This is a genomic window from Ignavibacteria bacterium (assembly GCA_017302895.1).
GTDB lineage: Bacteria > Bacteroidota > Ignavibacteria > Ignavibacteriales > Ignavibacteriaceae > UTCHB3.
The window spans coordinates 1,798,439-1,823,251 of the sequence record JAFLBV010000001.1; the positions used below are offsets into that span (position 1 = coordinate 1,798,439).

At 38.2% G+C, this 24,813-nt stretch carries 17 protein-coding genes and 1 tRNA gene; 7 read left to right on the plus strand and 11 right to left on the minus strand.

The genetic code is table 11. The features are described 5' to 3' along the window. A complete protein-coding gene (locus tag J0L60_07315) occupies window positions 1–2,007 on the minus strand; it encodes a PAS domain S-box protein (GenBank protein MBN8545928.1) in 2,007 nt (668 codons plus the stop codon). A gap of 235 nt (window positions 2,008–2,242) precedes the next feature. Here J0L60_07315 and J0L60_07320 point away from each other — a divergent pair, with 235 nt between their 5' ends. Together J0L60_07320 and J0L60_07325 are read left to right on the plus strand one after the other, a co-directional pair. Beyond that, complete coding sequence (locus J0L60_07320) at window positions 2,243–3,844, plus strand: HAMP domain-containing histidine kinase (GenBank protein ID MBN8545929.1); 1,602 nt, start codon at window positions 2,243–2,245, stop codon at window positions 3,842–3,844. Next, window positions 3,822–4,505 (plus strand): response regulator transcription factor, encoded by a 684-nt coding sequence (locus J0L60_07325; GenBank protein MBN8545930.1) that lies wholly within the window; start codon window positions 3,822–3,824, stop codon window positions 4,503–4,505. Before J0L60_07320 ends, J0L60_07325 begins: the two co-directional genes overlap by 23 nt. Here the strand turns inward: J0L60_07325 and J0L60_07330 are convergent. From J0L60_07330 to J0L60_07340, 3 genes are all read right to left on the minus strand, one after another. Beyond that, the gene (locus tag J0L60_07330; GenBank protein MBN8545931.1) at window positions 4,502–5,707 is read right to left on the minus strand and encodes a hypothetical protein; all 1,206 of its coding nucleotides are present in this window, start codon (window positions 5,705–5,707) and stop codon (window positions 4,502–4,504) included. The genes J0L60_07325 and J0L60_07330 overlap by 4 nt on opposite strands. Before the next feature lie 89 nt (window positions 5,708–5,796). Beyond that, entirely contained in the window at window positions 5,797–6,048 is a 252-nt protein-coding gene (locus J0L60_07335) for a hypothetical protein (GenBank protein MBN8545932.1), read from the minus strand. A 104-nt stretch (window positions 6,049–6,152) separates the two neighbouring features. After that, a complete protein-coding gene (locus J0L60_07340; GenBank protein MBN8545933.1) occupies window positions 6,153–8,180 on the minus strand; it encodes a hypothetical protein in 2,028 nt (675 codons plus the stop codon). Window positions 8,181–8,596: 416 nt separating this feature from the next. Here J0L60_07340 and J0L60_07345 point away from each other — a divergent pair, with 416 nt between their 5' ends. From J0L60_07345 to J0L60_07365, 5 genes are all read left to right on the plus strand, one after another. After that, window positions 8,597–9,319, plus strand: a complete 723-nt coding sequence (locus J0L60_07345; GenBank protein ID MBN8545934.1) for a MotA/TolQ/ExbB proton channel family protein — start codon at window positions 8,597–8,599, stop codon at window positions 9,317–9,319. A gap of 16 nt (window positions 9,320–9,335) precedes the next feature. Next, window positions 9,336–9,965, plus strand: coding sequence for a biopolymer transporter ExbD (locus tag J0L60_07350; GenBank protein MBN8545935.1), 630 nt, complete (start codon window positions 9,336–9,338; stop codon window positions 9,963–9,965). 16 nt (window positions 9,966–9,981) lie between these two features. Next, window positions 9,982–10,563: a biopolymer transporter ExbD gene (locus J0L60_07355; protein ID MBN8545936.1), complete on the plus strand. Its 582-nt coding sequence runs from the start codon at window positions 9,982–9,984 to the stop codon at window positions 10,561–10,563. A 9-nt stretch (window positions 10,564–10,572) separates the two neighbouring features. Next, complete coding sequence (locus tag J0L60_07360; GenBank protein MBN8545937.1) at window positions 10,573–11,415, plus strand: energy transducer TonB; 843 nt, start codon at window positions 10,573–10,575, stop codon at window positions 11,413–11,415. 109 nt (window positions 11,416–11,524) lie between these two features. Further along, a tRNA-Arg gene (locus J0L60_07365) sits at window positions 11,525–11,599 on the plus strand. Between the two features lie 47 nt (window positions 11,600–11,646). Here the strand turns inward: J0L60_07365 and J0L60_07370 are convergent. From J0L60_07370 to J0L60_07400, 7 genes are all read right to left on the minus strand, one after another. Beyond that, window positions 11,647–12,054, minus strand: coding sequence for a methyltransferase domain-containing protein (locus tag J0L60_07370; protein MBN8545938.1), 408 nt, complete (start codon window positions 12,052–12,054; stop codon window positions 11,647–11,649). A 168-nt stretch (window positions 12,055–12,222) separates the two neighbouring features. Further along, entirely contained in the window at window positions 12,223–13,536 is a 1,314-nt protein-coding gene (locus tag J0L60_07375) for a hypothetical protein (GenBank protein MBN8545939.1), read from the minus strand. 698 nt (window positions 13,537–14,234) lie between these two features. Further along, window positions 14,235–15,665, minus strand: a complete 1,431-nt coding sequence (locus J0L60_07380) for a hypothetical protein (protein MBN8545940.1) — start codon at window positions 15,663–15,665, stop codon at window positions 14,235–14,237. 251 nt (window positions 15,666–15,916) lie between these two features. Beyond that, window positions 15,917–16,882, minus strand: coding sequence for a hypothetical protein (locus J0L60_07385; GenBank protein ID MBN8545941.1), 966 nt, complete (start codon window positions 16,880–16,882; stop codon window positions 15,917–15,919). A gap of 2 nt (window positions 16,883–16,884) precedes the next feature. Then, complete coding sequence (locus J0L60_07390) at window positions 16,885–19,404, minus strand: N-6 DNA methylase (GenBank protein MBN8545942.1); 2,520 nt, start codon at window positions 19,402–19,404, stop codon at window positions 16,885–16,887. 10 nt (window positions 19,405–19,414) lie between these two features. After that, window positions 19,415–21,934: a DEAD/DEAH box helicase family protein gene (locus tag J0L60_07395; GenBank protein ID MBN8545943.1), complete on the minus strand. Its 2,520-nt coding sequence runs from the start codon at window positions 21,932–21,934 to the stop codon at window positions 19,415–19,417. A gap of 272 nt (window positions 21,935–22,206) precedes the next feature. Beyond that, entirely contained in the window at window positions 22,207–24,813 is a 2,607-nt protein-coding gene (locus J0L60_07400) for a hypothetical protein (protein MBN8545944.1), read from the minus strand.

The window sequence follows — 24,813 nt, forward strand, 5'->3', positions numbered from 1 at the left end:
TCAATAATCGGGCGAAATCTTTGTTACTCTCGTTGATTTGAAAGAGACGATTACGGTGGTTCCGATGCCTTCACTGCTTTTGATTGAAATTGTGGCATTATTTAAATCGACGAGTTTTTTTACAATAGGGAGGCCCAGACCGAGTCCCTCGTAGCCTCTGTCGAGACCGGATTCCTGCTGGGAGTATGGTTCGAAGAGCCGCTTTTGGTAGGTTTCAGAAATCCCGATTCCTGTATCCTCAATTTTAACGCAGATATCGGGAGAATTTTCAAATATTTCAATGCTTATCTTCCCGAATTGCGTAAATTTTACAGCATTATCGAGCAGGTGCACGAAGATGGCGAGGACACTGTTTTCATCAGCAAGAATGGTGTCTTTGGCGGTAGAGGATTTAAGTTTGAGGATCAAACCTTTTGCAGATGCCAGAGGTTTGTACTGCTTTTCGATATTTGTCAGGATGTTGGTCAGTCTAAATTGTGTCGGTCTGATTTCCTGATCCCCGTGCTGAAGCCTCGTGAAGTTCAGAATCATATCGACAGTATTAATCAGTCTTTTAGTTGATTTTTCAAGACCTTTGAATACAAAATCATAGTCTTGATCGTCCGAATTTTCCACAAGTTCCTGAACGATGCTGGTTAAACCGAGAATACCGTTAAGAGGAGTTCTGATTTCATGTGAAAGGTTTTCGATAAAGGTATCCTTTAGTTTATTGGCAGCTTCAGCACTCTCCTTTGCTTTGATAAGTCCCGTCTGCAGTTCCTTTAACTCACTGATATCGATCAGCGAAAGGAGAACAACAAAATCTTCTCCTCTGGAAATCCTTGAAGTGGAGCCGAGAAGAGAGACGGATTTGGTTTCACCTCCGTGCAATACAGTGGTTTGCAGTTCAATATCCCTCAAACTTTCTCCTGTCTCAAGCGTCCTTTTCAGTGCGAGTCGCAGACTGCATTCACCGCATCTCTTTCCAAAACCGCAGCCCCTCGGATCATCCAGGGCATTGATGCATCCGAAAACCCCACATGCTTTGTCCGAAAGAATAAGTGACTGGTCGGGCCAACCGGTTGCTTCGCAGAAAGCCCTGTTGCCTGTGAGAACCCTTCTGTTAGCGTCCACAGTGCAAATCATCGAGGGTGAGCAGTCGTAGATCGCCTGCAACTCGTTTTTTTGAGCCTTCAATTCGTTTTCATGTTCAATTCGATAGGTTATATCGTTCGTAATTACTATAAATTCGCCGTTTTCCGGATTAAGGGAAGTTTTCGAGTTGGTCCAGTAAAATTCTCCGTTCTTAGCCCTGATTCTGTGTTCCATGCTCTGACTTATGCCGGTTGAAAGTATTTGTCCGAGTTTCTCCAGAACGGCAGGTACTTCATTTCTGTCGAGGAAATATTTGAAGTGTCTCCCTGTTAATTCTTCGGGGAAGTAGCCGTAGAGTTTGGTAACGCTGGGGGAGACATATTTGATTATACCCGAAGTGTTCATTGTGATAATTACATCACTGATGTTTGCGAGTATCACTGCGGTATCCCGTTCCGCCTTAACTTTATCCGACACTGAAAAACCGATACACACCACTTCAGAAACGCCACCTTTTCCATCTGAAAATGCAGTGAATTCCCATTCAGTGGCATTAATTCTGTTGTTTTTGTATGGTTTTCTTAAGGTTACTTTACACGGGACTCCCGGATTGGTACAGCATTTTATAACTGATTCCATACATTTTGCTCTGTCTTCCTCAATCAAAGTCATCAAAGAAGGTGTACCCAGAATTTCTTCTCTTATGAGTCCGAATGCCTGACAAAATGAGTCGTTCACATATGTATAATTTCCATTCGCATCAGTCTTCATTACATATATGAGATCGGAAGATTCAAGACTTTGAATGATTATGTCGCCCGTCTGCATCACAGTGCGAGAGTCTTTACTTTTTGAGGGAAATGCGGATTCATCTGTTCCCAACCCGCTGTCTGCCGGAATAGAATTGTCGGTATTGGAAACATTTTGGGCCATCGGAATACTTCCAATCTTTTTGATGGGGAATGCAAAAGATATTAAGTACAAAATAATCAAATTTGGGAAAAAGGCCAAGATAAAGGGGGAATTATTTCACGGATTTTTTTAATGCTAAATCACTTTACCAAAATAATGCACCAATTATCCAAGAGAATTCCTTACAATGGACAATTATTTCTATTTTTGTGGTTGTATGAAGAGAAAATTTGTAATATCAGAGTATCCGAGATAAATGAGAACACCCGAAAACCGGTTCGCCATAATACTGTTTGTTGCGATACTGCTCCCTTCTATCATGTACTCGGCGTATGAATTCACAAAATTGAATCAGAACGAGGAGCAGATACTCCAGATATACAACAGTCAGCTTGAAGCTGTTCTATTCTCAATAAACCAGTATTCCGAGGATGTACTCACAAGTTGGGCAGTTAAATTGCGAAATGCTCTTTCTTCCGGAAGGACAGATGAGGTCAATGTAACACTCAACGATTTTCTTAAAGACAAACCGCCTGTAAAATATATCAGCATCATTTCCGGCACTTCAAATTACATTTATCCACCCTCGAGAAGTGACTCCCTCTATCGTCTTGTGGATTCTGTAATTCAACTCAGAAGGCCCAAGCTCGACCGGTTGAAGGTATTCCTTAAACAGGGATATTCGAAGCTTGAGCCGTTCTATGTCCCGTTAGATACACCCCTTGTTTCTCTTTACTTTGTGCCCGATACCCTGAATGGCAGTAATCTGCTCTATGGAATTCTGATTCAACCTGAAAATTTTGTAAGGGACATTCTAAAAAACAAGGTTCAGCAGGTTGCGGGTAACGATTTCACCATCCCGGTCATCAACGGTGTCAGGGATTCGATTATTGCCGGTCCCGACTCGCTTCTGGCATCTCAGTTCACCATCAGAAAAGAACTTTGGTTTCTACCCGGCTATTATATTGGCATCAGTCCCAAAGGAAAGACAATAGATGAACTGGTATATGAGCGGGCGTGGAGAAGCTATGCTCTGATATTCATATTAAACCTGGTTATTATTGTCGGTGTATGGGTGGTATTTAAAAACATTAAAAAAGCGTTTGAGCTTGTCAGGCTTAAAAGTGATTTTGTCTCAAATGTATCTCATGAACTTCGAACGCCTTTGGCTTTGATTTCGATGTTTTCGGAAACTCTGGAGCTCGGGAGGGTTCGGAGTGACAGCCGGCGTGAGGAATATTACAAAATCATCAGCCAGGAAGCTCAAAGACTTTCAAAAATTGTAAACAGGCTACTGAATTTTTCACAAACTGAGGCCGGAAAGAGAAAGTACCACTTCGATTATGTGGATGTGAACGATGTTTGTGCAAAAGTTTATGAGACCTACAAGTTTCACCTTGAGCATAACGGATTCAAATTCAGCTATTTCGAGGGGAAGGATATTCCCGTTATAATTGCCGATTATGAAGCACTTTCCGAAACTGTAATCAACCTTATCGATAATGCGGCAAAATACAGCCGTGACAAAAAAAATATTGAATTACACACCGGATATTCAGAATCAGGTGTTTTTATTGAAGTAAGAGACCAAGGGATCGGAATCAAGGAAAAACACCAGAAAAAGATTTTTGAGAAATTTTACCGTGAGAACACCGGGCCCGTTCACAACACAAAAGGAGCAGGTCTCGGGCTGAGTCTTGTAAAACACATTATGGAAGATCATAAAGGGAAAATTGAACTTTTCAGCACTTATGGGAGAGGAAGCATGTTTCGTCTTCTTTTTCCTCTAAAAGCCAATCAAAAATTGCAACAATCATTAAATAATGGCATCGAAAATGATAAAGATATTAATAGTTGAAGACGAACCTAATATGCGTATGGGATTGCGGGACAATCTCGAGTTCGAAGGGTATGAAGTGGATCTCGCCTCGGATGGTGAGGAAGGGCTTGAAAAAGCCACTACAGAAAAATACAGCCTGATTCTGCTGGATGTGATGTTGCCAAAAGTTTCCGGGTTTGAAATATGCAAACAGGCGAGGGCAAAAGGCGTAAAAACCCCGATTATTCTTATTACAGCGAAAGGGGAGGAGATAGACAAGGTTCTTGGTCTCGAACTGGGAGCCGATGATTATGTGACGAAGCCTTTCAGCCTTAGAGAACTGCTTGCACGAATAAAAGCGGTATTGAGGAGGGGGACAGGTGAAACCGAGCCCGAGGATGAAGCCGATATCGGTCTGCTCCATGTTAACTTTAAAACCTACTCCGCCTTTGTCGATGGGAAACCCGTCCAGATGTCACACAAGGAATATGAGATACTTAAATACTTGTGGCAGAACAAAAACAACACCGTGAGTCGGGACAATCTTCTTAACGACATCTGGGGTTACGAAGAAAACCCCACAACGAGAACTGTTGACAATTTCATTCTGAAACTGAGACAAAAGATTGAAGTGGACTCCAATCATCCTAAGATCATTTTAACAGTTCATGGAATTGGATATAAACTGATAACGAACTAGTCAGTGTAGAATATCTGTTTCAGCCTTCTTATTTTGTAAAGTGCCGAGAGGAGGAAATCCTGAATTGACTGGTACTCAAGCAGGTCTTTGATTACGAAAGCTTCGGCAAAGACGAGTATGTCTTCATTGAGTTCCATGATTCGACGGTTTATTGGCTCCCATTGTGTCTTGAAGAGATAACCTTCTCTTGCCCATGCCTCCTGTTTAAGGAGGTTTTTTATGCGGGCATCCATGCTCAGTGACCCGATACCATGTCCATTATCTGAAAGGTCGAACGACTTTATTTCATAAAAGCGGAAGTTGTCAGCTCTTACTGAGAGTTGTGCTATATCTTTCAGGTAAAGATCTTTGTAACATACCCACCTGATTTCCTCAAGATTTTTTGTTTCGGGGGGGAGTGAATTCAGCACTTCGAGTGTTCTGTCAGCATATTTTGAGAGCACCGGGTGGTTCCTCTCGTGCAAATCTTCGAGCGCAAATATGATGGATCCGTTGTTTATACCAATCCCTCTTTCATCGAGAAATTCGGCAACATATTTTATAATCAAATCGTAATGGTTTGTAAGTATGGCAATTCCTTCCCTTAGTTCTGAAGGGATATATTTTTCAATAAATTCTTCGTATCTGTCGAATCCGTAATGAATCCCGTAATCGTCCACTGCTTTGTAGAGGATATCCTCGATGAGATCATGGCCGACAGCGATGGCGGAATATAATTTGGATCCTGGATCGTTGATATTTATGATGGAAGCAATTGCACCGACCCTGTTGACATGTGCAGCGGATGGGAGCCCGCATTTTCTAAACATGCGGTATTTTCTGAATTGTTCGAACACCTTAAAAGCGAAGCCGGAATATTCACCGTAAAACTCATCGATATATTTCATATCCGGAGTCTGTCCCGTCAGGAGCTGACTGTGAAGGTTTTGATATGATACTGTATTTTCAACTTTGGATCGGGCATCAGAGATGTCTGTCGGAGCTTCATAAATGTGAGCCCTCACATTCTTCCCGGAGATAAGATTCTGACCGAGATAAATCTCGATATCTTTCATCGCAATCTTTGCAAGATCGATCGGATAGAGTCTTGACAGCAGATTGTAGTCAGGTACCTGAAGTTGTTTTAGGGCGGTAAGGATTTCTTTGGCAATGGCAAACCGCTTATCATCGATTAGAGCTTTTATTTCTCGCGAGTATCGCATAATATAATCCAAAAAATTAAACCCAATAAAAGAAAAATTCTTTAAAAAAGCAAAGCCCCTCTCGGGGGCTTATAAAACTTTAAGTTGAATCACCGGAATTTTATTTCGTGATCATCCTTCTTACTCCTTGGGAGGATCGGTTCTATTTTGTCATCCAGCAGAATTTTTCTCTCTATTGAATCAGGGTCTTCCAGTACGACACCGGCAGCTGACTGCTCGACCGAATGGTCAACTCTGCTCCGTGCAATTTGCTGATAAATGATAACCACAACGATGATCACGAAGGAAATACCAAAGACGATCAACAAAAGCAAACTCAGACCTGATGATAGCTGGTCCATTCTTCAGCCTCCGAAGAGAAATTTTTGGTTAATGGGGAAAAAACTCGATTAATACCACAATGTACGAAAAAAAAATATGTTTGTCAACAGGTAAGTGCTTGAAATTAAAAGAGTATCGAACTGAGCAGACCTTCTTTATATTTACTGTTCACAGTCTTGTCAACCGGGAATGACCGGTTGTTGTCGATAAACTTCAGGAAGTCCAACCCTCCTTCAGATGCTTCGAACTCACCATTCGCAGCAATGAAGGCCCAGTCTCCTGACCCGAAGAAATAGAGTGTACCAAGCTGGCTCCCGGAGGCCGCATCCAATATATACAGCCCTCTGTCTGCTGAAGAAGCAAGTAGCAGTTTGGAATTTCCCGAGAACTCAAGGGCATCTATCGGACCAAATGCGATGTCCACCATCCTGGGTGCCAGGGTGTCGAACACTTTCTGAATAAAGAAATAGTTGGTGTTTTCGCTCGAAACAGCAACATATTCACCTGACGGTGAGAATGCGACCAGAGAAGAAGAATTCTGATAGCTTAAACGGCCCGCTTTTTTGGAAAAATTTTCTGTGTTAAAAAAATTGAGGTCGCCATTTCCTGAGGTGGAAACAAGTTCTTTACCCTTTTTAATAAAACTGATACCTGTGACGGGTGAGTTGAAATCACCGAATTTTTTAATAAGGCTTTCAGAATTGATGTCCCACAAGTAAATATTACCTTCTACTCCACCTGCTGCCATCAATTTCCCGTCATCGCTTACAGAGATGGTACCTATCGATTTTTGTGGACCGGAAAAAGTTTTTAATCTGCTCCCATCCATAATATCCCAGAATTTGATCGTATGATTTTCTGACTCGGCGGCAAGCTGACGGTCCGTTTTACTCCATTTAATCACATTAATAAATGTACCCGGCTTCCCCGAAATGGTAGTGATTTCGGTTGCGTCGGAGGTATTATAAATTCTGATAGTCTCATCCAGTGTTCCATAAGCAAAGTGAGTGCCTGAAGGAGAAATATCCATGGCCGATATTAAGCCATCCCAGGTTTGCAGATATTTTCGTGGCTCTCCACTGAATTTATTCCATATGTGAAAAGAAGAATTGTTGGTTGCCATCAGCAGTATCGAATTATCTGCGCTGAACTTAATTTGCGTTACCTTTTCGACAACAGGTTCATGAGAGTTGATAACTTTTTGAGTGGGGATTTCAAACTGTACTATTGTATTATCGAAATAAGCCACGGCAAGTCTTTTGTCATCTCCCGAAATTGCTAATGCTGTAATGTCTCCCATCGGTTTGTGCGAAAAAACTTCGGATTTATTTACCAGGTCATATCCTGAAATTTTAATATCACTAAGGAAATAAACAAAAAAGTTTGAATTGTTGAAAAATGCAACTCTTGGGGGCAATCCTGTCTCACCCCTTGTGCTGAAAACAATCGACCTGTTACTCACATTCCAGACATAGATTACAGAATCATCAGTAATTCCAGCCAGATATTTGCCGTCGGGTGAGAATATGAGTTCATGAAAACTGTTTTTTGAGCTCTGAAACATTTTCCCAATTACCGAGAGGTCTTCACCGTTTATAAGGAAGACTTCACCCGATGGATCAGCAACAGCAAAAATTTCTACATCTTTTTGAAAATTGATTGCGGCAATATCTGCAACAGGGAGGGTGCCTCTTTCCACAGGGCTATCGTCTTCTTCAAGATCGCAGGTAAAAAGCTTCGAATCCGGAGTTACAAAAAGGAGGACACTTTCAGATTTATCCAGAAACATATCTGATTTATAACCACCGGGAATTTCAGCATTTAAAAGCTGTTCACCAGTTAACCAGTCCCACACCGAGAAGGAATTATCCTCCGATCTGCTAATGATTCTTTTATTTCCATCGGCAACATTAAATGAAACCACAGCCTTTCCATGACCGCCAAAGATATTCAACTGGTCGAGTGTGGCTGCGTCCCACATAATGATCGTGTTATCTTCTGATGAAGAAAAAATAAACCTGCCATCACCGGAAAATGCAAGAGCATTGATCGTGCCTGCGTGACCGAGTTGAGGGAGTATATATCCTTTTTGTGCTGCAATGGTAATACATGCAGTTATAACTATAAAAAATAATTTACGGGTTTTTGGCATATTACGGTTAAAAAAAATAAAATCCTGAATATCAAAATGTAATTTAAGATTCCACGGGACATTTGTATTGACCGAAGTCACTTTCTTGGGGGAAAGTAAAAAAAATGTAAGATTCTGACGCGGCATTTCAGTTTTCCGGCATTTTAGCCGTTCAATCAGAAAAGTAAGATACAAAAAAAAAAGTTGAATAAAAATCGAATTAACGAATAAATGTTTTTTTCGTTATCTTAAAAATTGTTAATTTTATACTCGTATGAATGAAACATTTTTATTCGAAACATTTTCAGAATTAAACAAGTATAATTAACCAGATATAGGAGTTAACTGTGAGTAAACAATCACCTCTAAAAGCATTCTTTTCGGGATTTGCAGCTGTTGCCATTCCTGTGCTTTTTGTAATTGCAGTTTTGATTTACATGTTCGTAATGGGTAACCCGGAGAATTTCCAGGGAAACGATCCTTCCAAGGATCCTAAAGTTGGAAACTATCTCGGAATGGTTTATAAAGGCGGTTTTATTGTACCGATTCTTATGACCATGTTCCTTTCAGTATGGACATTCGCTGTAGAGAGATTTATAGTAATCCGTAAAGCCAGAGGAAAAGGAAATGTTGCTAATTTTATAGCTAAAGTCTATTCACTTCTTTCAGGAAAAGAAGCTGATCTTGAAGTGGCTATCAATGAATGTGACAAACAGAGAGGTTCAGTAGCCAATGTTGTAAAAGCCGGTCTTCTCAAATACAAAGAAATGTTGAATGAAACCGGACTTACAAAGGATCAAAAAGTTGTTGCAATCAAACAGGAATTTGAAGAAGCTACATCACTTGAGCTTCCTGTTCTCGAACAGAATCTTGTAATCCTGTCGACCCTTGCAAACCTGTCGACCCTCGTTGGTCTGTTAGGAACGGTATTGGGTATGATCAGAGCGTTCGCTGCTCTTGCAAACGCAGGCGCACCGGATGCATCAGCACTCGCAACAGGTATCTCAGAGGCGCTCATTAATACAGCTTTTGGTATCGGTTCATCAGCTTTCGCTATCGTATTCTATAACTATTTCACGACTAAAATCGACAAAATGACTTATAGCATCGATGAAGCCGGTGTTGCCATTACACAGCAATTTATTGCAAAAAACAAATAAAAATGTGAGTTAACAAATGCCAAAGGTAAAAATACCTCGTAAGAGCACGCTGGTTGACATGACGGCTATGTGTGATGTGTCATTCTTGCTTCTTACATTTTTTATTTTGACAACCCAGTTCAAACCTGACGAGGCAGTAACTGTTCAGACTCCGGGGTCGATCTCAAAATCGAAGTTGCCGGATGTGGATGTGTTTACTATTACCATCGATTCAGCCGGAAGGACATTCTTCGGAATCTATAACCACGAAGTATTGAAAAAGACGGTAATGGCTGCCATGAACGACGCATATGATCTCGGGTTGACAAATGAAGAGATTAATGCTTTCGGAAAGATTGGAAGTTTCGGAACTTCTTTGAGTAACTTCAAAAAGTTGTTGAAAGCAGAATCTTTCGAGCGAAAGAACAAGGAGTTCATGGGTGGTATCCCCATTGACACAGCTAATAACGAGCTCGGAAAGTGGGTTACAAACAGTTTGGATGCCTGGTATATAATGCAGGGAGTCACGACTAAAAAAGTGCCCAGCGTTGCCATAAAAGGACATAAAAATGCAGGTTACCCCGTTATCAAGAGAATCATTGCGATTCTTCAGGAGGAAAACCTTAACAAGTTCAAGTTTGTAACAGAGCTGAAAGCTAAGAATTAGAAAAGGATATTGAAAAATGGCTGAACTGGATACCTCGGCGAAGGGGGGACATGGTAAAGGTAAAAAGAAAGGACCCAAGAAAGCGTCTACGCGTATAGACTTGACACCAATGGTGGATCTGGCTTTCTTGCTCGTTACTTTCTTTATGCTTACCACAACCTTCAGCAAGCCGCAAGTAATGGACATTGTGATGCCTGTTAAAGATAAAGAACAACAGGAGGAACAGAAAATAAATCAGACCGAGTTAAGGCAGAGTGAGGCTATGACCATCATCATTGGTGGTAAAGACACGCTCATCTATTATTTCGGTTTGGATACAGCTAAAACCGTATCGATACCTCAGTTCGAACCAAGGAACAAGGCTGCATACGAAAAATTAAGAGCTGATATTGCCAAAAAGCAAAATGAGCTTGAAACGGATGATGACCCGAAAACAAAGAAAACAAATTTGTTTGTTGTTATCAAACCTACTGATAAGTCGTCATATCAAAACCTGGTTGATGTGCTGGATATGATGAATTTTACTGAAGTGAAGAAATACGCCATAGTTGACGTTGCGGAGTCTGACTTGAGTATTTACAATAACCGTAAAAAGTGAGAGTGTAAAATGGCAAAAGTTGATTTAACTGATATAGTTTTTGCTCTGAAAAACAAGGAATACGGTGCCTATGTTTTTCGTAAACTATACGGCAAGTTCGTGACTATAGCTCTCATTATTACTGCACTTTTCTTTAGTACTGCAATCTCGATGCCGATGATTATCAACGCTATCGAGAAAAGTACTGCAAGCGACCAGAAGTCAGTAACGATGGATGTGAAAGCTCAACTCCAGAACATGAAGAAGCAGAAGGAGAAAGAGAAGAGAGAGACAGTCTTCAAAGAACAGGAGAAAAAAGCTCCTGAAAGAGCCTCTGTCAAATTTACTCCTCCTGTTATCAAGCCGGATGATCAGGTAAAAGAGGAAGCTCCTCCAACAGTTGAAGAACTGAAGGATAAAAATGTCGGTACTGTTACCCGTCAGGGTGTTGATGGTAACGGCGATATCCGTGGAGATGCTGATGTTGAATTTACCGATGGTCTCGATGACAAGAAACCCGATGTTTCCAAGGAAGATGTGAAGAAAGACACGAAAGATGAAGTCTTTACATTCGCCGAAGAAATGCCTTCCTTCCCTGGTGGAGATGGTGCGCTGTATGCTTTCTTAGGACAGAATATAGCTTATCCTGAAATTGCCAAGAGAGCTGGCGTCGAGGGTCAGGTTATTGTTACCTTTACAGTATCAAAAACCGGTCAGATCTCTTCTCCAAGAGTTGCTCGTGGTATCGGTGGTGGCTGCGACGAAGAAGCTCTTCGTGTGGTCATGATGATGCCCCGTTGGAATCCCGGTAAGCAAAACGGTCAGCCTGTGAATGTTCAGGTAACTGTTCCTATCAGATTCCAGTTGCAATAGTATCTCTAATCCGTAAAATCAGAGACTAAATTAAAAAGCCCCGGCAACAACCGGGGCTTTTTTAGGTAAATACGGTTTAATTTGTTAAATTTGCAGTCCGAATTATATTGCCCCCGTAGCTCAGTGGATAGAGCATTGGTTTCCGGAGCCATGTGCGCAGGTTCGATTCCTGCCGGGGGTACCATTTTTAGGTATTAGGTGTTAGGTATTAGGTATTAATTGGGTTTTAATTCACTTCTCGCCGACTACAGTAATACTGAATATTCCCGCACCGCTTTCCCTGAATTCTTTTAATGCTGCCTCATCAAGATACTTTTGAAGCAGATCATCGGGAAGTGTAATCCGTTTGCTTTTCTTTATTTCGATGTTTTTGAATCCGGCATTTTTTATTACTTCAAGATATTCTTCCCGCTGAAGAGCACCGGCTACACAACCCGCGTAGAGAGTTGCAGACTCTTTCAACTCATCCCTAAGCTCTCCCTGAAGCACCACATCCGACATGCAGAAATGTCCACCCGGTTTCATTGTTCTGTAAACTTCACTGAATGCTTTTTCTTTGTCGGGAACAAGGTTCAGTACACAGTTTGATACAATTACATCAGCGAGTCCATCATCAAATGGAATCTCCAAATGTCCCATCAAAAAAATGATATGGCTTTTCTTTTTTTTGTAAACAAATTCAAGAAAAGTTTCAAAAAAAGTTTTTTAATGCTATTTTTTGCATCAGTTACCTCTTGAAACTGACAAATCGACACTTTGGAGCGAGCCTTTTCTAAAATCGTTTATCTGCCAACATTCTGATTCTTATTAAATTAAAATTTGCTTAAGATATTCATATAGAGCGCTACCGATAGTGGAAGTTCCGATCGCAAATCCAGATTCTTTCAAGATATCAAAAACTGATTTTAGAGATGATTGATTAGTGATGTCGAGTGATTTTATGGTCTCTTTTATCTGTGGTGCAATATTGCCGTGATTCACAGGGTGATCATTGTCGTATTGTATAAGTGCTTCAATTTTCTTTTCAGGGGGCATTTCATCAAGCAGTAGTCGAATAAGTTTGAGCAAAGAGTCATTCATAACAGAATGACTAAAAATACCACCATGATTTTCACCAATTATGTTAATTTGAGCATTCTCTCCAATTGGTCCATTAAACATAACACTTGGGTTTTTAGTAGATGAATCCTTTTTTGTTTTATCCTTCATGATATTATCTCCAAATTGTTTGATACCATTTACGATTATAATGTTAGCTTCTTCAAAAAGATTATATTCTCCTTCATTAGCATATAAGGGATCTAAATGCAACTTCGATAATTCTTCACTGAATTGATTCTTCAAACCATATAAATCAATGAATATCTTATCAATGGATTTAATTATAGTTTTTATTTTAATTAAATTATCATCGGTAATGGAATCAAATCCACTTTCATAATCGAGTAGATGCACCCTCTGTTCGCAGAGTTCTTGCAATTTCCTTGCTTCGAAATCAAGTACAAGATATGGAATCCCCTCGACAAATAATTCATCATGCAGCGTTTTAAGGGGATCGGAATTATCATCAACATTGATTAGAAAGAGGAAGCGCGCTGCTAAAGACTTAAAGGTTGAAAAAGTTCCTTCTTTTGAGAATGCCATAAAGTCGGACTCTTTTATTTCTGATAGCTTTTTTTGATATTTGCTTATAAGTTTATCGGTTTTCTGATCATATTTATCCGAAAATGATATTATCTTTTGACAAGACTTAAAGAAATCATCTGCCTCGATAAAAGATATATATTTCCTAAAGTAATAAAGATCTAACAGGGATTCGTCATTAAAATCAGCGATAGTTTTTTCGTACCATTTTTTTCCAAATTTAGGAGCTAGGCTGTCGGCTATTGATAACATCCCCTTACTCCGTTTCGTATGAACTTGATGATACTCGCTTGCTGCCGTCTTACTTAGAAATAATAATAAGTTGCCCGGATGAACTAAGCAATCAACATCTTGGGAACTAGAGAAGGATGTTTTTAAACTTCTATTCCATAATATCCATTCAACTTTACAGATATCAGAGAGTAACGCTCGAAGAGGTTTTAATTTTTTATCGGTTAAGTGCCTTAAATTTTTCATAATTATTGCTCATAAATAAATATGTAGATCGAATAAAGTTGTCCATGGTAAATAATTTACTAGTAAAATGTTCAATTAGTTCACGTAGCTTGAAAGAGTTAAATACATAATTTGTATGGATGAGAATGTTTAGGACAATAATCGATTATTTCGTTAAGATAGATTTGTGTTGATCAACAGCATCATTATGTTTCTGAGACTCGGCAATTTCTATGAATGACCTCTCTAAGATATAATTGTCCTCACTCTCTTCTATTTCAAGGCTAAAAAGACAATCTGAACTTTGAAAATTGCGAAGTTGGTTCTTTTTTAAAAGATACATCTCTGAGCAGTTCATGCTCAGCAGTAGTTGTCTGGCATTTACAGTTATATGCTTGTTTATTACATTTTCCTTGTGGAAATGATCAAAGAGAGCCTAAGTAAGTTTTGATTTTCCGGTGGAACTTGCGCCAATAACTGTTATTTTCATCGTAGTATAAACTAGTTATAACGTGAATAAATATAATTGTAAAAATAAACAAAATTCTATCAAAAAAACAAAATGTATCTAAGACCAAGTAAGATTAGCACGAAACTTTTCGTTTTATTTTCTACATGACTGTTGCTTGGAAATACAGCCCGTTGATACCTAGTTGGAGTCTCTTTGGGGTCTTACTGTTAACTTATTTCTTATGACTATAAAAGCACAATCAATGTAATCATTTTAATAGTATTTTTAAACTATCTACGCTCGTTTTTATAAATTTATCAAATTTCATAAAATCCATTTTGCCTTTATAGTTTTCTATTTGCTCAATTAGTTCCTTTATCGCGGGAGTTGTAACAATTGGTTTTATTAATGCAATCAATTCTTTATATTTATCTTGACAGAGTGCGAATTGCAATTTACTAGATATATCAGAATCATTAAATGCAAGGACGGCTATATTTGCTTGAAAAGAAGAGAACTTTGAGATTAATTCCAAATATATGGGCTGCGCATCAACTGCTACTCCATTTCCATTCGTAAGGAAAGATTCAACCAGAATGTAGACATATTTCTTATTAAGTGCTTTTGGTACTTTAGGTGGATCTCCAATCAGCCGGAAAAGTTGCCTTGCGAATGTTGGCTCATTGTAAAAGTTGTTAATTCCTCTATGGGCTGAACCTAGATTTTGGATGGCTGTTTCGATATCGACTGCTCGTAAATCCTCAGGAATGTAGCTTTCAGCGTTTACCAGTTGTAAAAATTCAATAGCGAGTTTTTTTTCATGTTGGTCATTATTGGCCACGAAATTTCCATATTTGAGGCCAAATGCATATTTGGTATTTTCATCTACACGATCCCATAATAATGGAAGCAATTTATTGATATTTTGTAAAGTTGTGCTGTCTGTATCTGGTTTTGTATAAATACCAAATAAGCCAGATGCAAGATTATTGATCTGTTCTTGCATAAGATTAGTAAAAAAAACTGCTATTTGATGAGCCTCCATTGTGGAAATGGACGTAGATTTTATACTACCAAGTAATTTTTTAATTTCTATTGTTATATTCGACATTGGTAAAGAAATTACTTCTTTAACACACGTCTCAAGCCAAGAAATTAGTTGTAATCCTGTTATCTGATTTTGATTGGGGTGAGCGGCGCTTGCCCAATTTCTCATAAAATTAATATACTCGAGATGCTTAAACCCAAGCTCCGATATCAGACCGATTTCTTTTGAACCTTTTATTAAATCATAGTCGTCAACTTTGGATAAGTCATTCTCATCCTTCAATCTTTTCCTTTTTTCGCCGGTAACAGCATTGTCATAAAAATATTCTAAGTCGTATTGAACTACCCTCTTTCTTATCTGTAAAATTGTCTCATCCCATAAATAATTAAGGGCAGCATCGAAAAGACCAGATGCCACCGCTGCTATAAATTTGGAAAGGTATAATGATTGGCTTTTTTCGATAAGATCTATTTTGACAATCACCCCCTCGAGATTATTGAAAACGACTATTCTTTGTGACACATCAACAAATATACCCTCTGAGGGCAAGTTGTTTTGCTCTAAAAATTTTATAAGTCCTCCTTCGAAATTACGAAGTTGAATATCATAATTTTTGGTCTGCGATACTTGAATTTTGTTTTTATTGGCCATAGTCTCTTCCTTTTTTGATTTCAAGTTAAAAGAGCAGTTTTTTTGAATAACATGCTTATCGTATAAGTACTGCCTCAAATTCAACTGTCAGAATATTCTTTGCGTTCCTAAAAAAAACTACAAAAAAATGCTAAACATCAGGTTTTTAACTCCTTTTTCTTATTTCCTGTCCCTTACTATTTTCCTTGCTGTCGAATTTCAAGTCATCACATCTATACTAAAAATAAAATAGTTTTGGCGAAGCTTTCTGTCTAATCTTCCATTCTGGCTTCACCCGGCAATGTTGCCCGTATGGTGTTCTTAAGTTCTTGTGAAAATTGTTCCAAACCCTTGGGTGTGTTTTCCCATAAAACGGTTAAATGATGATTTGTGTCAAAGTGGGTGGATTTTTCTTTATCATTAAATACGATTTTTTCGCAAATGTAAATCACAGGTAATCCCAAACCTTCAGCATAGCCGGCTTCCCAGTATGCACCGTTATTTCCATGGGTAAGATCTGATATCAAAAACTTCGACCTTCTTATCTCAACCCTTAATTTATCATCAATTAATCCGGCTCTTTTTTCTTCATCAAGTTTCCTAATTTTAAATCCTGTTTGCGCCACGGCTGGTTTAATTACATCATTAAAAATGGTATTCAGGGGTTCTTCCCCGAATTTCATCGCCATAAACGCCAATCGGCTGTTTTTATTGGAGCGTTGCAACTCATCATAATAATCCCACCCGGCAAATGTTAAACCAATACATAAAGGACCTGTCAATTGCATGTCAGTAAGATATCCACTTGAACGGAGATGATCGACAACATACAAAACACCTTTAGAATCAGTCGTTCCAAGGATGGATTCTGCTTCTTCCCATTGAATTTCAAGCAACTCAGAAGTTTTTTTAAGATTATCACCCAACCAGAGAATTAAATTATTGGCTTGTTCTTTTGGCTTGGGTTCAACAAAAGGCTCTAATAATTTGTTTAAGACTCCAGAATCGATGTAGACAAATTGGTTGTTTGGCAATTGATGGTGTTTAATCCAATAGCTTAATGCCTGTGTTTTTGTATTTAGCTCACTGTTATCAAAAATAACTGCTGCTATACGTGTTATCTCATATTGGCCGCATTTATAACAAATAACCCTAAATTTATCTCTTCCCGATAACTCCTCTGTTTTAACTTCTAACTTACAAATTGGACATCGACTTTTTTCATTATAATTCATCATATTCACTCTCCCCACACCTTAGCTATTTTGGCTTTTATTTTTTCCTCGAAAATAGGAATCAATTTTTTGTTTGAATTAATGAGTAATCGTTCAGCATCAATAGAGTTTGCAATCTCTTTTTGAACTTCAAATGTGGGTTTCGGGATTTTTATCTTTGAAAAGTAATCCCAGGTTACCCGAGGTAGTTGTGATCCTTTTAAACCCTTTAAAACTTCTCGATTAAATTCATCACTCCTCAGATAGAAGTTGTAAAATCGGATATCAGATTCATAATTCAAAGGCGTAAGAACAAAAATATCTGTTGAGCAAATTCCGTCAAAATCTGCGAGCCAAACTTTGTTTAGATTTGGCCGTAACTTTCCATAAAGAATTTGGTATTTTGAAAAACAAATTTTTGTACTTTTAACCTCATTGAAATTGACTGAAGTTGTTCCAATTAACTCTCCTGTGTTCTTAGAAATATTTTCTAGCCCAACATACTTTACGGTACCACTATGGAACTGAGGTTCAATAGTCAAAGATTCTTTTTTTAGTATTTCTCCCAACTCCACCATTTCCCAGCTCGGGTCAATTTCTATTTGAGGTTTATAGTTTTCTACGACTTGGCGGGCACCATCAATTATTTTTTGCCAACCTTCTATCTCAGCAACTATTTCCTTTTGTATTTCGAGTGGTGGGAGTGGGATTTGGAAATTTGCTACAAAATCCCTGTTTACTCCTCGAACACCAATACCCTGAGCACTAGCATCTATTTGATTTGAAATATGAGAAGAAATTGCATATAAGTATCTCCCATCCAATAAGCCATTCGGAATCAGTGCAGTTAAATCCTGATTGATTGCATAATCGTCGTTAGCGTACGCATATTTGCCAACTGAGACTCTTGTAATGAGAATTACTGAACCCTTGGGTGCAATTTTGGAAGATGACTCAACTAAGGCTTTCTCTGTAATTAATTCAAAGCCAGTAACTCGCATCAGATCACTAATATGTTTGGAAGAAATCCATTTTATTGTCCCTTTTCCCCAATATTCACTATTCTGCTTTGAGGGTGTACCGCCTCCGACAATATCACATGTTTCACCGATTCTAACTAATGGGAAATGACTGATTATTTGTAATTGTGGTTTATACCTTTCTCCACCCAAGCCCCATTCGCCATTTCCACCGACCTTTTCTTTTGTTGCAAGCACCATGTTTATGTAAGAATCTGCATCAAACTCTGTATGATTAAGAATGCTTTGTGCAAAATCTTTAACTGCATTCGCGACAGTCGGGAGTTCACTTTTATCATTTGCAAGTCTTTGTGCACCAAGGTCGAAGCCGTCATTTTCCACTTTTGCAAAGAGAATTTTATCTGTCCTTTTCGCAAGTGTTTTATCCATCAGCAAAATGGAAGTTTTTACTCCACTGTATGGATTGAACACTCCTGCGGGTAAAGAAATAACCGCGTATAAATAATTTTCGACCAGCATCTTTCTTAAGCTTTTATATGCGGTTCCGGATTGGAAAATAATTCCTTCCGGCACGATGACCGCTGCTCTTCCGTTAGGTGTCAGGTGTTCTGCGATGTAATCAACAAATAAAACCTCACTGCGACTGCTTTCAACCGAAAACCTTTTGTGTGGTTTAATTCCTCCTTTTGGAGACATAAATGGAGGATTTGCGAGGATAATATCGGAATGTTCGTTCCACTTCTCTTCACTTGTTAGAGTGTCATATTCGGAAATTTTAGGATCCGCAAATCCGTGCAGATAAAGATTTACAAGTGACAGCCTTACCATATCAGGAGAAATATCGTATCCTTTTATATTTAAAGCAAGTCGAGTTCTTTCATCGGGAGTTAATTTATCACCGCGGTATCGTTCGCTGTTAATCTCGCCAAAGGAGAAGTCATTTTGTCCTTCTGAATTAAAATTACTTGAGTTGCTTTTAACGATATGTTTATACGATGAGATCAGGAAACCCGCCGTTCCACATGCCGGGTCTAATATGGTTTCGTTCTTTTTTGGATCAACCAGATACACCATAAAATCTATGATATGCCTTGGGGTTCTGAATTGCCCCGCGTCTCCCTGGCTTCCAAGCACGGAAAGAAGATATTCAAATGCATCTCCCAATCTTTCCGAGTGATCGTAGTTAAATTCGTCTATGGTTTTAAGAAAACTTTTGAGGGTTTGTGGGTCGCGGTAGGGGAGATAAGCATTTTTAAAGATATCCCTGAAAAGTTGTGGAATATTTGGATTTATGTTGAGCTTTTGTATTGCCTCTGAGTACAGAGTTAAAACTTCAAAACCACCCATACCCTGAGCCATAAGTTTTTTCCAACCGTACTGCTCATATTCACCCGAGAAGAATTTCCGCTCTCCGCCGAGTTCCTCGGCTTCTGCGTCCATGTCATCCATAAATTTATAAATAAGCGCAATCGTGATTTGCTCCACCTGGGACTTTGGGTCAGGCACTTTTCCTACCAAAATATCTCTTGCCGTATCGATGCGGCGTTTAGTTTCGTTATCTAACATTCTTTCCTCTTTACATAAATTGGTTGAGAGAAATATAATCTTTAATGTAATTTGGAATTATATTTCTCCAAGCAGGCGGAATAGCCTTATAATCCTTCATTGAAAAATTTGGGGTAACATTAAGATCGGTAAAACGCCTATTGTCAATGATATCACGGATTTTACTGTCCGTTGCGTAAGCCTTAAAAAAATACTTCATTGCGACGATATGCGCTGGGTCATCCGGTTTACGGTCGATGATGAACTTTTCAAACTCCTCGTCAAGAAGCTGATCTTTTGATTTGAAATAAGGAATCAGCCCGTAAATCTTCTCCAGTATCTCCCGGATAGTAATTCTTCTGTCAACGCCGACTGATTTTCTCAGTTTTCCGATGGTAAAATATTCTTCAGGTTTATCAAAAATATTTTCGTTCATATAATCAATAACTCTGTCCCAGTTACCGGTTGCTATATTCTCCCGGATGAATTCATCTTGTACGACTTTCTGCTCGAACTGATCAAAGAACATCCGGTCAATTTTCATGCCGTTATATCCAATTTCCTCTTCTTCCATAAGAACTAAAAAGTCGGCTTTTTTATAATCATATCCCGAAGCAGGTACCGGAGGCTCTTGAGTGTCACCGCTGTTACTGCCCAATGTTGGCAGTTTGAGTATTTCATCATAATTGAATTTTTCTTCAAAATACTCACAGTTGGCGAAAAAATCGAATAACTTAAATCTGGTTTTCTCCGGATTTTTTATTAGAGGCTTCATATCCTCATCAAAAAGCAATTCTGTGAAATTGTGCTTTCTCGTCCCCCGGCCCTTTATCTGGATAAAATCAGTTGGAGAAAATATTGGTCGCATCAAGCAGATGTTAAGTATATCCGAGCAGTCATAACCTGTCGTCATCATTCCAACGGTGACACAAACCCTGGTCTTGCTCGTCTTATATTCCTGCAGAAAATTCCTGTTACCGCTAAGGTTGTTATTTGCAAAATTGAGAGTATGCTGTTGGGCATTTTGAACCTGTGATGTTACCTGCAAAGCAAAATCGGAATTATATTTATTCGGGAACATTGTTTCAGCCACTTCGTTCAGAGCCTGCGTCAGTTTTGCCGCATGGTTTTGACTCACTGCAAAAACTATCGTCTTTCCAATCTCGCCGCTGATTGGATCCTTCAGAGCATTATTGATAAAAGTTTTACAAAAAAGTCTATTGGTTGCTTCACTAAAAAACTTCTTTTCAAAATCCTTGGAAAAATAGATTTCCTCTTCCTCATCGTTATTCTCGTTCGTTTTAATTTGAACAGAATATCCACTATCGGACAGAAGTTCGGTTGTAACGGTTGTTCTTGCATCCACAACAACAGGGCTGATTAAAAAACCATCCTTTACACCGTCTATCAACGAATAACGAAAAGTAGGCTGACCACTTTCACATCCGAATGTTCTGTAGGTATCAAGCAAAATTCTTCGTTCAACATCACGGGGGTCGTTCTCACGATCAATCTTTTTTAGATAATCTTTTGGGGTCGCGGTTAGCCCAAGTTTATATCCGATAAAATACTCAAACAATGCTCTCGCATTTCCACCGATGGAACGGTGCGCTTCATCAGAAATTACCAAATCAAAATCGGTGGGGGAGAAGAGCTTAAGGAATTTATTGTTAAACAAAAGGGATTGTACGGTTGTAACCACAATTTCGGCTTTACGCCAGTCATCGCGATTTTCTTTAAAAATAATTGACTTAAAATCGTTTTTAAGGTAGTTGTTAAAAGCTTTATTTGCCTGATCTTCCAATTCCAGACGGTCAACCAAAAACAAAACTCTTTTTGCATTACTTGTCCGAAGGAACATTTTTATCACTGCACCGGCGATTAAAGTTTTTCCTGTTCCCGTGGCCATTTCAAAAAGGAATCGGGTATTACCTCCCTTGACGGAATGTTGAATTGAGTGTACAGCTTTTAGTTGATAGTCACGAAGAAATTTTAGTTTATTGGTTTCAATAAATCTTCCTTTGGTCGACTCATCGAGCCATCCCGGATCCAGCGAATAATTTGGCATTTGTGTAAGTACGATGTAATCCCGGTTAACCGGTTCTTCGGTTAATTTGGAAGGATCAGGCTGAAAATCTTTGTAACTGTCTAAAGAATTTTGTTGGGGGAATTTTGTGATGACAGAGGGATTGCCATGCTGTAAATCCCAGAAATAGTGAAGGTTTCCATTGGAGAGGATAACAAATCTGCAATTTTGTGCTTTAGCATATCTCCGGGCTTGCTCTTTACCAACGAGTGGATTTTTTTCCTCTGATTTGGCTTCGAGAACAACAAGAGGGAAACCCTTCTTATCAAGAAGGAGGAAATCGATAAAGCCGTTTTTTGACTTTTCAAAGTTTTCCCCAAATTCGTTTATCGTTTCTTGTGTAAGTTTGACATTATTCTCTACAATGATGTTGGCAGGCCCGTTTTTGGAATCAAAAAAACGCCAACCCGCCTCTTCTAAAAGCGAATTGATTTTGATTCTTGCCTTTGCTTCCTTTACACTCACATTACCGCCAGGGAATATTATTTAATGATTTACCTTGGAAACCTGATATAACCATACCGGAACTATATTGTCCACTAAAGTTGGTCCCAAAAAAATAGATGTAGCCGAACTTGTTTTTATGTTCAATTACCATTTAAAAGTCCATATAATGAGATACAGCATGAAGTTACCAAACTCAGTGTAGTTATGAGATTAGCCAAAATTTTATATACAAAATAACACTTTTAGCGAGAATGGAGAACGGGTTGAGTGTGTTTTTTTGTATTATGCTTTTAATTTACTTTTTCGATATCAATTACTTTCCACTTTCCCCCAACTGATATTGCAGTAGCTTTTATATTACAATCTTCAACAATATTATGTTTTTCGAGTAAGTATTTAGGGACATAACAGTCTTCAAGAAAGGCAAAGTCTGGTTTTAATCCATGACCAACTGTTAATTCATCATAATCTATACTGTCCATATAGAATCCATATCCTTCGTCAGTTTTAAATTTTACCCGGACGAGTCCTGAAACATCTTTTCGCAGATTTGGATTTATCTCTTCAGTTTGTTCGATTTTTAATATATTTACCCTAAGATTCTTTTCTTTGTCTGTTTTGGTAACATACCATAATTTAATAAAATTTCCCACCTTCGGTCTTAGATTAGTTTCTGAATACTTAATAATACCATGTACTCGGTAATTTATTACATAGTGAAAAAGCTGTTTTATTTCATTCACCCCGTCAACGATCGCAATTTGATTTTGGAATTTATTTAATGCCTCTTCTCGTTGAATGATTTCAATATTTCGAAGTTCTATTCTATTTTCGTCACTAATTCTCTTGCAAAAGTATTTTGCTTTTATGAAATCGCCAACCTGTAACTTGTTTAAAATTTGAGGGAAAAATGCCTCAGTGTTATCAACTGTTATTACATGAACAACATTTTTTTGTTCATTGATATAATGAACCACAGCTATAGTCTCATCCAAAATTGACCAGTTCTCTCTATTCATCTTTTCAACGATTAAAGGTCTATATTTGTATCCAACATCGCGCTGCTTATTAACGCCGTGAAAATTATTCATGGTTTCATTGGTAACCTTCTGTTTGTAAAGTTTAAACCTGAATATTTGTCCTAAATCAGATTGTTTCAAGGCCTCAAACCTATTTTGGGCCACTGATAATTCTATTTTCCTTCCATCTGTGAAGACCAACCTCTCTTTCCCTTTCTCATCATTCCATTTGTCGGACAGAACAAGTTCAGTCCAGTCAAAATCAGAGTACACATAATTTTCAGCAAATGGAATATACTTATGGTACAAATCCATATTGTCTTTAAGAGTTAATTTGATGGCACTTACTTTTGAATGAAGTTCCTCATACACCTCAGTTAATCTCCAACCTTTCAGTTCCCTATGCTTTTTATAGACCTCCAATTCAAATCGAGCATTTTCATGCAAGTCGTTCTCGATTAGAATTTTAGCCAATTCTAAATGGCAATCCCCTAAAAAATCTTCGTTTTTTTCTAAAATTAAGGCTTTTGACAACATACCGATTTTAATTTGGTCTTCACCATTTAGACATGCAGCAAACTCCTTCCATATATAAAATTTATCAGGAAGGTCAAGTGATAATTGTTTATAAATCTGGATAGCGGACTCTATTTTGTTACTTCTCAGGTCTAACAAGGCCTTTTCTCTCAGCAACCACTCGTCACCAGGGTATTCATTAATCGCTTTTTCATAAGCTTGGATTAACCAGGACAAATCTTGCTTCGTGTCATGATTTTTAAGGATTTCGAAAGCCTTTTTTAATGACTTTATTGCTAATGGTTTAAAAGTTTTCTCACCATCCACAACTTCCTTCCAATCCTCATATCTAAAATTATTAAGATTCCAATTCCTTAAAAAACTTAGAAACCGCCATTCATCTTTTTCTGACATAAATCTTTCAGCCAGATTAAGGATTTCAGAGTGCCATTTTGAAGGGCCATAATGAGAATAGAGAGTGTTGTAATTTTCAAACAGGTGCCATAAGTCTGAATACTTATCCTCCTTTTTTACATTAATTAAGTTCCAGAAATATGGTTCTCTAAAAAGGTCAATTACATATTTCATGTCCAGTCCAGATGGTTGAAGGATGTCTTCTTCAATATTTACTGGAGTCTCAGTTCTTACAAATTCCTTAATAATTCTCGATATCAAGGAGGGAATGATGTTCTCGTCCTTTGTACCGTCGTGCAAATCCTCGTAACGCAGATTCTTGGGATTCCACATCTTAAAAAAAATATAAAACTTAAAATCTGTATGTGCTTTGGAATAATTCAGAGCAAAGTTTAAAATCATTGAATGAAGTAATGAGGGTCTTTCATTCCTTAAATTCAAATAGTCCTTCAAAAATGTCCTGACTGTTATTGAGGACAGATTTTTTTCTTCCGCTTTAAGATACCTGTATATAATCCACCCATATGATTCATGATGCAATTCTGTGAGTTTTTTATTAGATATTAGATTTGTGATTATCCTGAGTGCCGATGTGTGATTCCCATTTTTACTCAATTTATCAGCCTTTTGAACTTCAGAATTATTAATATCCAATTTTGAATGAAGATATTCTTTTTGTCCTTCAATTATATTGTCTTCGGTTTGAAAATTGATTGAACAAAGTTTTTGATAATAAATTTCAGCTTGTTGATGATCATCAATTGATAAAAAATATTTGCATAAATCTATAAAAATATATGCGATTGCTTTAAGCGTCCATTCATCATTCTTCTCACTCGCTGTTAAATTATTCGCATTATTCAATGCTTCTGTTAATTTATTTAGTTTCGCATCGCCCGAAAGATTCTTTGCCTCGTTTCTAAGACTAAAAAGTGTTCTAGAGTCCAT

Excerpts from the sequence above, each read along its gene's own strand:
- J0L60_07315 (MBN8545928.1), bottom strand. The coding sequence starts at position 2,007 with ATGGCCCAAAATGTTTCCAATACCGACAATTCTATTCCGGCAGACAGC.
- J0L60_07320 (MBN8545929.1), top strand. The coding sequence starts at position 2,243 with ATGAGAACACCCGAAAACCGGTTCGCCATAATACTGTTTGTTGCGATA.
- J0L60_07325 (MBN8545930.1), top strand. The coding sequence starts at position 3,822 with ATGATAAAGATATTAATAGTTGAAGACGAACCTAATATGCGTATGGGA.
- J0L60_07330 (MBN8545931.1), bottom strand. The coding sequence starts at position 5,707 with ATGCGATACTCGCGAGAAATAAAAGCTCTAATCGATGATAAGCGGTTT.
- J0L60_07335 (MBN8545932.1), bottom strand. The coding sequence starts at position 6,048 with ATGGACCAGCTATCATCAGGTCTGAGTTTGCTTTTGTTGATCGTCTTT.
- J0L60_07340 (MBN8545933.1), bottom strand. The coding sequence starts at position 8,180 with ATGCCAAAAACCCGTAAATTATTTTTTATAGTTATAACTGCATGTATT.
- J0L60_07345 (MBN8545934.1), top strand. The coding sequence starts at position 8,597 with ATGTTCGTAATGGGTAACCCGGAGAATTTCCAGGGAAACGATCCTTCC.
- J0L60_07350 (MBN8545935.1), top strand. The coding sequence starts at position 9,336 with ATGCCAAAGGTAAAAATACCTCGTAAGAGCACGCTGGTTGACATGACG.
- J0L60_07355 (MBN8545936.1), top strand. The coding sequence starts at position 9,982 with ATGGCTGAACTGGATACCTCGGCGAAGGGGGGACATGGTAAAGGTAAA.
- J0L60_07360 (MBN8545937.1), top strand. The coding sequence starts at position 10,573 with ATGGCAAAAGTTGATTTAACTGATATAGTTTTTGCTCTGAAAAACAAG.
- J0L60_07370 (MBN8545938.1), bottom strand. The coding sequence starts at position 12,054 with ATGGGACATTTGGAGATTCCATTTGATGATGGACTCGCTGATGTAATT.
- J0L60_07375 (MBN8545939.1), bottom strand. The coding sequence starts at position 13,536 with ATGAAAAATTTAAGGCACTTAACCGATAAAAAATTAAAACCTCTTCGA.
- J0L60_07380 (MBN8545940.1), bottom strand. The coding sequence starts at position 15,665 with ATGGCCAATAAAAACAAAATTCAAGTATCGCAGACCAAAAATTATGAT.
- J0L60_07385 (MBN8545941.1), bottom strand. The coding sequence starts at position 16,882 with ATGATGAATTATAATGAAAAAAGTCGATGTCCAATTTGTAAGTTAGAA.
- J0L60_07390 (MBN8545942.1), bottom strand. The coding sequence starts at position 19,404 with ATGTTAGATAACGAAACTAAACGCCGCATCGATACGGCAAGAGATATT.
- J0L60_07400 (MBN8545944.1), bottom strand. The coding sequence starts at position 24,813 with ATGGACTCTAGAACACTTTTTAGTCTTAGAAACGAGGCAAAGAATCTT.